Origin of the sequence: Algoriphagus alkaliphilus (assembly GCF_900103735.1) — a bacterium.
Lineage (GTDB): Bacteria > Bacteroidota > Bacteroidia > Cytophagales > Cyclobacteriaceae > Algoriphagus > Algoriphagus alkaliphilus.
This window is the reverse complement of record NZ_FMXE01000057.1, coordinates 1-8,166: the sequence shown is the minus strand read 5'-3', so window position 1 is coordinate 8,166 and position 8,166 is coordinate 1. Positions and strand designations below refer to the sequence as shown.

The window sequence follows — 8,166 nt, the reverse complement described above, 5'->3', positions numbered from 1 at the left end:
GCGGGATGTTGAGTTGGTATCTCGTTCTTCCTTCTTGGTTCCGGTGTCTTGCTACTTGCGTCTAGCTACTTGATACTTATTTTTAGTCAACGGTCGACTGTCCACAGTCCACAGCAGCGGGATGTTCAGTTAGTAGTTTGTCTAGCCTCTTGGTTATAGCCTATTGTTTCGACTGTCTTGGTACATGGTACTTTGTACTTGGTACACTTATTTTTAGTCAACAGTCCACGGCAGCGGGATGTTCAGTTGGTAGTTTTCCTGTTATCGCTTCGGTGTTCTTCTCTGTCCGTTTGCTGATCTATTTTTTTGTCTTATGAGCCAAACAAAAAACAGGTTGTTTTATCCGATATTTAACCGCCATTTATCCGCCATATCCGCCATATCCGCCAGAGTAAATTTCATAAGAAGCCCCTTTTTTATCACCAATTCTTTTTAAAACACCAATTGATATCAAATTTTCTAAATCTCTTGATGCACTTCTGTCTGAAGTATTATTGATATTCTGATACTCTTTATTTGTAATTCGTCCCTTTTCTTTCACATACAACACTGCTTTAACCTGTCGTTCATTCAAGTTAAGCGATTGCAGATGTTTTTCATGGTAAATGTCTTTTCTGAACTCTACGGAAATATCGCTTGAATCGTAAGTAAAAACTGGTTCGGGAATCCCTGCTTTTTTACATTCATTGATGATTTTAATGGTTCCTCGTCCCCAAGATTCAATGTAACCGCTTCGAAACAAAGCATTTGCAATGTCAGGATTGTATGGTCGGGAGGCGTGTTTTTCCAATAGGTTCTGAACCGTCCAATTTTCAGGAAGTTGCCCTTCATTCCAAATCATTAACTTGTCATTGTAGACACTGATTTGAATAGGAACGCCACCTGAATAGTCTTTATGGGCAATAGCATTTAGCAATGCTTCCCTGATTGCTTCTTTCGGATACTCGTATGTTTCCACACGATTCAACCCTTCATAGCTTATCAAAGCCTTGATGTATTTTGTGAAAAGCAACTCTGTAGTCTTCTCAATTTGTTCAAATAGATTCCCGTGGATTTCATCCTGATACCTCAAATCACTATCACTTTCGAAAAACCCTATTTTTATGTAAGCCCCTGTGATATATTGTTCAGGATTGGGGTGAAAAAGTAGAATGGATGCGCGCTTAAGAAATTTACCTTCTTTGAGATGAAGGTTCTCAATAAGGTGTTCATTACTGTCTGCTAAACTTTCTTCATCAATTCTTTGGCTTCTTAAAGCTCGTTTGCGAAAAAAATCAAACGTTTCTTGCTTTAATTCATTTGTTGAAACATTCGGAACAGGAACTCCATCCCATCTTTTCCCTTTTTTCTGAAGTAGAAACTTGTCAAGTGCTGCCCCTTTTAATTCTTGTTTGGTGCTTCCGCTTCTATAATGATATTGTCCTTTGTAGTTGACGGGATAAGGGTATTGTTCTACAAGAATTTCTATAAATTTCCCTTGGTCTAATTGGTGCAGATTAACATCAACCAAAATCCCTAAAGTATCTCTGACCTTGTTAGGGATTTCTTCCATTAGATTTTTAGCATCCTTCAGGTCTATTACATTTCCTGTGTCGTCTTTACCAATAAAAATAGTACCGCCATAAGCATTGGCAAAACCACAAATCCATTTCAGGTATTCGTCTCTCCAAGATCCTTTGAATTCAATATTTTGCGATTCTGATGTCAATAGCGGTTATTGATGATTTTTAAACTACAAGTTTACTCCTTTTCCGGATATCATTCTGATGTTCAGGTTTTCTAGACTAAGCGATAAATTGATACTTTTTTGTCCACGGTCCACAGCAGCGGGATGTTCAGTTGGTAGTAGGCAGTGGGCAGTGGGCAGTAGGCAGTGGGCGGTAGGCAGTGGGCAGTTTGCAGTAGTCCACGGTCCACGGTCAACGGTCCACGGCAGCGGGATGTTCAGTTGGTAGTTTGTCTTCCTTCTTGCTTCTTGGTTCCAGTGTCTTGCTACTTGCGTCTAGCTACTTGATACTTATTTTTAGTCAACGGTCCAGGGTCCACAGTCCACGGCAGGGGGATGTTGAGTTGGTATCTCGTTCTTCCTTCTTGGTTCTAGAGTCTTGCTACTTGTGTCTTGCTACTTGATACTTATTTTTAGTCAACGGTCCACGGTCCACAGTCCACGGCAGCGGGAAGTTCAGTTGGAATTTTGTTTCCTTTCTTGGTTCTAGAGTCTTGCTACTTGCGTCTTGATACTTGATACTTATTTTTAGTCAACGGTCGACTGTCCACAGTCCACGGCAGCGGGATGTTGAGTTGGAAGTTTGTCTGACTTCTTGGCTCTTGCTTCTTCCTTCTTGGTTCCGGTGTCTTGCTACTTGCGTCTAGCTACTTGATACTTATTTTTAGTCAACGGTCCACGGTCCACTGCAGCGGGATGTTCAGTTGGTAGTTAGTCTATAATTTGGCATTTTTTTTTACCGCAAAGTGCACGAAGAATATTTTAAGTTAAGCTCAGGCGGTCTTTGTTTTGGACTTCAATCCTTTTTGGCGCTAGAGTCGTTTTTCAAGGTCACAAAGGATAAAAGCAAAGCTTTTGTTGGAATGACTGCTACGATCTCCGGTCTTCCGCCTTCGGTCTTGATACTAAAGTCTTGTTTCTTGCGTCTAGTATCTTGCTTCTGCTAAAATCCCCCTTGCCCCCTTTGATGAAGATTTGTTTACAAGTTGAAATCTGTGGTCTAAGGGGGAGTTGGCTGCTGCGGTCTTCGGTCTTGATACTTGATACTAAATACTTGATACTTTTCTACGCTACATCAGCAAAGATCCTCTCCATCCGTCTAAAATACAGCATGCCAAAGACGAAGAATACGACTGCCAGGATGCTGCCGGGCCAGATCCATTCCCAGGGCATGGGGCGGTTGAGGAAGGCGGCACGAAAGCCCTCGATCACGCCGACCATGGGGTTGAGGATGTAGAATTTTTGGTATTGTTCGGGTACGGCATTGGTGCTGTACACCACCGGGGCGGCGTACAGCAGGAGTTGGACCACAAAGGTCAGGGCGTGTTTGACATCGCGGTATTTGACTGCCATGGCGGAGAGGAACATGCCTATGCCCAGGGAGGTCATCAGCAGCTGCACAATAAGCAGTGGCAGGAACAAAATCCCCCATCCCGGCACCTGCCCGAAGTAGATGAGCAATACGATCACAACCACGAAGGCGATGATAAAGTCCAGGAGTTTGGAGAGTATGGCTGAGAGTGGCAGGACCATTCGGGGGAAGTAGACCTTGGTGATCATGTTGGCATTTTGGATCAGGGAGTTGGCCGACTCGGTGAGTGTACCGGAGAAGTAGTTCCAGGGCCACAGTGCCAGGTAGGAAAACAGGACGTAGGGCATGCCGTCGGAGTCTACTTTTGCCAGTCCTCCGAAAACCAGTGTGAACACCAGGGTGGTGAACAGGGGCTGGATGATGGCCCAGGATACGCCGAGTATGGACTGGGCGTAGCGGGCTTTGATGCCGCGGAGGGTGAGGAAGTAGAGCAGATCCTTGTATCTCCAGAGTTCGGCAAAGTCGACCATTTTCCATCCGGAAGAAGCCTCGATTACTTTGTAGTGTTTTGGGGTCAGGGGGTTGGGAGGCTGATTAATTTTCAATTTTCAATGCTCAATCCTCCTGAGGCGGACAAGTTTTTCAAGGTGCTTGGTACATGGTACTTTGTACACTTTTTTTTAGTCAACGGTCCACAGTCCACGGTCCACGGCAGTGGGATGTTCAGTTAGCAGTAGGCAGTGGGCAGTTTGCAGTAGTCCACAGTCCACGGCAGCGGGATGTTGAGTTGGAAGTTTGTCTTCCTTCTTGGTACTTGGTTCTGGTGTCTTGCTACTTGCGTCTTGCTACTTGATACTTATTTTTAGTCAACGGTCCACGGTCCACGGCAGTGGGTGCTTTAACTGGGCTTTGTCTCCGTTCTTGCTTCTGCATCCTGCTTACTGCTTACTGCTTACTGTTTTAACCGCAAAGAACACAAAGGGACGCGAAGGTTTTTTTAAGTTTGCCTTTGATTAAGGTTTTATTGAACTTTCTGGCTTTTAGACTCTTGGTATCGTTTTCAAGGTCTCAAAGAAAGAGCTTCGCTCTTTGGTACTACGCAGTCTAGCTTCTTGGTTCTAGTTTCTTGCTTCTGCATACTGCTTACTGCTTACTGCCTACTGTTCACTGCCTACTGCTTACTGTTTTAACCGCAAAGAACACAAAGGGACGCGAAGGTTTCTTCAATCACCAATCCTCTGCCAACAGGAAGTTGCTGATATGGACATGTCTTACACCTTGGATTGTGTCCTTAAAAAACTCGTCCATGGTGATGACATATTTGGGGAAATGGTCATTGATCGGCAACAGCGGTGCAAATTCCCGATCGATTGTTTCAGGGCTTTCGAGTTTGTAGGCTACCTGAATATAGAGTTTTTGTTCCCTTCGCTCGGCTACAAAGTCAATTTCGCGTTGGTCAAGCTTTCCCACATACACGTTATATCCTCTCCGTTTCAGTTCCAGAAACACCAAATTTTCCAAAACCCCTGCAATCATTCGATCTCTGTACCCCATCGTGGCATAGAGTAAGGAGATGTCTGCGAGGTAAAATTTTTCCTGAGTCTTGAGGATTTCTTTGCCTTTGAGGTCATACCGAGACACCCGGTAGAAGATAAATGCTCCCTCCAGGGCATGTAAGTAATTATAAACGGTATTGAGATCAATTTTACGCTGTTGGCTTTTGAAGTAATCTGCGACATTTTTCCCTGAGAATGTATTACCGATATTGTCAAAAGCATACCGGATGACCCGGTTGAGCAGTTCGATATCTCTGATTTTGTGCCGCTGAACGGAATCCCTCAGGATGACCGAATCATAGATGTCCCGCACTAGCTGATCGGCTGTCTCTTCATCATAGTCTGAGGTATGGATAACAGGGAATCCGCCTTTTCGCAGGTATTCGATAAACAGTGCAGGCTGATTTGAACCCGCAAGTGAATAGGAATTTTTGAAATCCAGAAATTCTGTAAAGGACAGGGTATAAATAGGGATTTCAACATAACGACCTGCCAAAAAGGTGGACAGTTCGGATGAAAGCAGGTGAGAATTGGAGCCGGTGAGGTAAATATCCGTGTCAAAATCCACCAGAAAGGAATTCACCGCTTTTTCCCAATTTTCTACTTCCTGAACCTCGTCAAATAGAAGATAGTATTTTCCGGGACCATTTATTCTGCTTTTAACTTCCTCATAGAGACTCTTGGCCTGGGTAAGATGAGAATTGGCAAAACTCTCAAAGTTGATGTAGATGATTTGATTTTGATTTACACCCCTTTGTGTCAATTCATCTATCAAAAGCCTCAAGACCGTTGATTTGCCTGATCTTCTTATGCCTGTGATAATTTTGATCTGAGGCTTCCCGATAAACTTTTTGATTTTATCGATGTAAGTATCTCTTTTTATCATTTTTTTAGGGTATAACCACAAAATTATCTATAATTTAGAAATTTTTATGGTTATAAGCATAAAATAAAACTAGAGTTTGGATCGGGGTACGAGGTAGGAAGTACGAGGTACGAGGTTGTGAGGACTGTAGAGGTTGAGGGTTGTCCGATGTGGGCAGTTGGCAGTGGGCAGTTGGCGGTAGTCAACGGTCCACAGTCCACGGTCCACAGTCCACGGCAGCGGGATGTTCAGTTGGAAGTTTGTCTTCCTTCTTGGTACTTGGTTCTGGTGTCTTGCTACTTGCGTCTTGCTACTTGATACTTATTTTTAGTCAACGGTCCACAGTCCACGGTCCACGGCAGTGGGATGTTGAGTTGGAAGTTTGTCTTCCTTCTTGCTTCTTGGTTCCAGTGTCTTGCTACTTGCGTCTTGCTACTTGATACTTATTTTTAGTCAACGGTCCACGGTCCACAGCAGCGGGATGTTCAGTTGGTAGTTTGTCTATAATTTGGCATTTTTTTTTACCACAAAGTGCACGAAGAATATTTTAAGTTAAGCTCAGGCGGTCTTTGTTTTGGACTTCAATCCTTTTTGGCGCTAGAGTCGTTTTTCAAGGTCACAAAGTAATGCTTCGACTTCACTTCGACTTCGCTCAATACAGGCGCTCAGCACAAGTGCTTCGACTTGGTTCGACTCCGCTCACCAACCATCGCTCACCAACCACCGCTCAGCACAGGCGCTCAGGGTGACGTTGTGAAGTGGGAATTGGCTTTAACCTCCCTAAGCCACACGAAGGTTTACGATTTCCAATTCAGCACCTTTTGATACTGCTTCTTTTCCGGTTTGAAGGATTTTGGCTGCAGTTTCGGAATCGAGATAGTAATGACCACAGTTTTGACACACGTCAGCAGGAACATGCTTAAGCAAGACAATAGTTTCTCCCTTTTCAAGTGTCACTGTGACATGTCCGGGTTTTGTATCTCCCAATTTGCAGATTGAACATGCCATATTTTTTATCTTTTAATTCCGAAGGAAGTATGCATCAGCTTTCGCCATCCTGGACAACCCAATACCCTCCTGTCTTTCGTTCTCCTTTGAACTTGATTTTTCCCTCGGTCCGCAATTGTTTGATCCACCGCTCAATTGTTCGGGAAGTCACATCGAAATATGCACTTAGTTGCTTTGAGTTCAATCCAGGTTTGTTGCTAAGGATTTCAACCAATTTATTTGCACCGACATTTGCACCGACATTTGCACCGACATTTGCACCGACATTAAATGTCATTCCAGTTTGCACTTCCTCCATCGAAAAACTCATTCGGATGTAATTATCTGAAAAGTGGAAGCATTCTCTACTATAGGATTGGAGAATACGAGGAACTCCCGAACCGAGCTGCTCGACAAGTTCCATATCTCTAAAGACGCGCATGAGTTCTTTGCTTCTTGGAATGGAAATACCCTCGAAAAATTCTGAACGAGACAATCCCTGAGGTAAACCGCCGTAGGAAGTAATTTCAAATCGATCAGAAAAGAATTCGAACTTTGGGGCCAATTCATAGGTGAAGTCATTATGCACCATCGCATTGATCACCGCTTCGCGAAGAGCTAATGGATTCCATTGCCTTTTTTCAATACGCTCCTTGGAGGTGATTTTAGTAAAGGTTTTATTTTCAAGATCTATTTTATCCAAAACCTGCTTGGTGGCTTTAATCAATGAACAAAAGCCAAAATCATTGCTTTCAATCAGATCTACACGGGTGGCTCCGGCGTATTTAGCGATATTTACTGAAACGTTGTTATTATCCGCAAGGAGATATGCAACATAATTGAGCTGATCATCATCATTTAGGAGTTCGAGAGTTTTAGTAAAGGGGATATTGAGTGGCTTCCCAGCTGATTCATAATAGATTCGGAGTTGCTCAAATTTGAGTTCCTGATTTGGGGATTTGATTTTACCAATTGAGTTTCTAGTTCTTTTTGAGAAGAGTTCCTCAATCATTCGAGGTGGCATAGGTTCGGAGGCACTTCCTTTTCTGACAAAGGCTCCTTTTTCGGACATTCCGTATTTTTTAATGTAGTATGGCCGCTCCTGACCACTTGCTACTATAATTTTCAGAAAGGTCTTTTGTTTACTGATTTCTGAAACGATATCGAAAAGTCCAAGGCAAGAAGGAGCGATATTGTTTTTGATTCGATCCTTAACCTGAAGCTGAACACTATCGGGGCTTTCAATCCCGACTACCTCCCCTTCTCTATCCACTCCCAAGTAGATTACACCACCACCAAGATAGTTGAGAAATGCAACCACTTCTTTTTCGAGGTTATCGGTAAGTTGGCGCTTGTATTCTATACGATGGTTTTCGGTCAAGGATAATGATGGTAAAAAGGTATTTGGATACGGGCAGTGGGCAGTAGTCCACAGTCCATGGTCCACGGTCCACGGCAGTGGGATGTTGAGTTGGAAGTTTGTCTTGCTTCTTGGCTCTTGGTTCCAGTGTCTTGCTACTTGATACTTATTTTTAGTCAACGGTCCACAGTCCATGGTCCACAGCAGCGGGATGTTCAGTTGGAAGTTTGTCTATAATTTGGCATTTTTTTTACCGCAAAGTGCCCGAAGAATATTTTAAGTTAAGCTCAGGCGGTCTTTGTTTTGGACTTCAATCCTTTTTGGCGCTAGAGTCGTTTTTCAAGGTCACAAAGTAATGCT

Annotated in this window: 5 protein-coding genes; all 5 read right to left on the bottom strand. The window is 43.5% G+C overall.

The window, feature by feature from the left end; genetic code table 11:
• Positions 1-361 precede the first annotated feature (361 nt).
• The 5 genes from BLQ81_RS21475 to BLQ81_RS21455 all read right to left on the bottom strand — a co-directional run bounded on the left by BLQ81_RS21475 (position 362) and on the right by BLQ81_RS21455 (position 8,001).
• Positions 362-1,708 carry an ATP-binding protein gene (locus BLQ81_RS21475; RefSeq protein WP_092735100.1) on the bottom strand — a complete coding sequence of 449 codons (1,347 nt, stop codon included), beginning with the start codon at positions 1,706-1,708 and terminating at the stop codon, positions 362-364.
• 1,083 nt (positions 1,709-2,791) lie between these two features.
• Positions 2,792-3,568, bottom strand: a complete 777-nt coding sequence (locus BLQ81_RS21470) for an ABC transporter permease (RefSeq protein ID WP_092735106.1) — start codon at positions 3,566-3,568, stop codon at positions 2,792-2,794.
• Positions 3,569-4,265: 697 nt separating this feature from the next.
• Positions 4,266-5,480, bottom strand: a complete 1,215-nt coding sequence (locus tag BLQ81_RS21465; protein WP_092735096.1) for an ATP-binding protein — start codon at positions 5,478-5,480, stop codon at positions 4,266-4,268.
• A gap of 759 nt (positions 5,481-6,239) precedes the next feature.
• Positions 6,240-6,467, bottom strand: a complete 228-nt coding sequence (locus tag BLQ81_RS21460; RefSeq protein WP_092735093.1) for a type II toxin-antitoxin system MqsA family antitoxin — start codon at positions 6,465-6,467, stop codon at positions 6,240-6,242.
• 34 nt (positions 6,468-6,501) lie between these two features.
• Positions 6,502-8,001: an RNA-binding domain-containing protein gene (locus BLQ81_RS21455; protein ID WP_217636701.1), complete on the bottom strand. Its 1,500-nt coding sequence runs from the start codon at positions 7,999-8,001 to the stop codon at positions 6,502-6,504.
• Between the last annotated feature and the right edge of the window lie 165 nt (positions 8,002-8,166).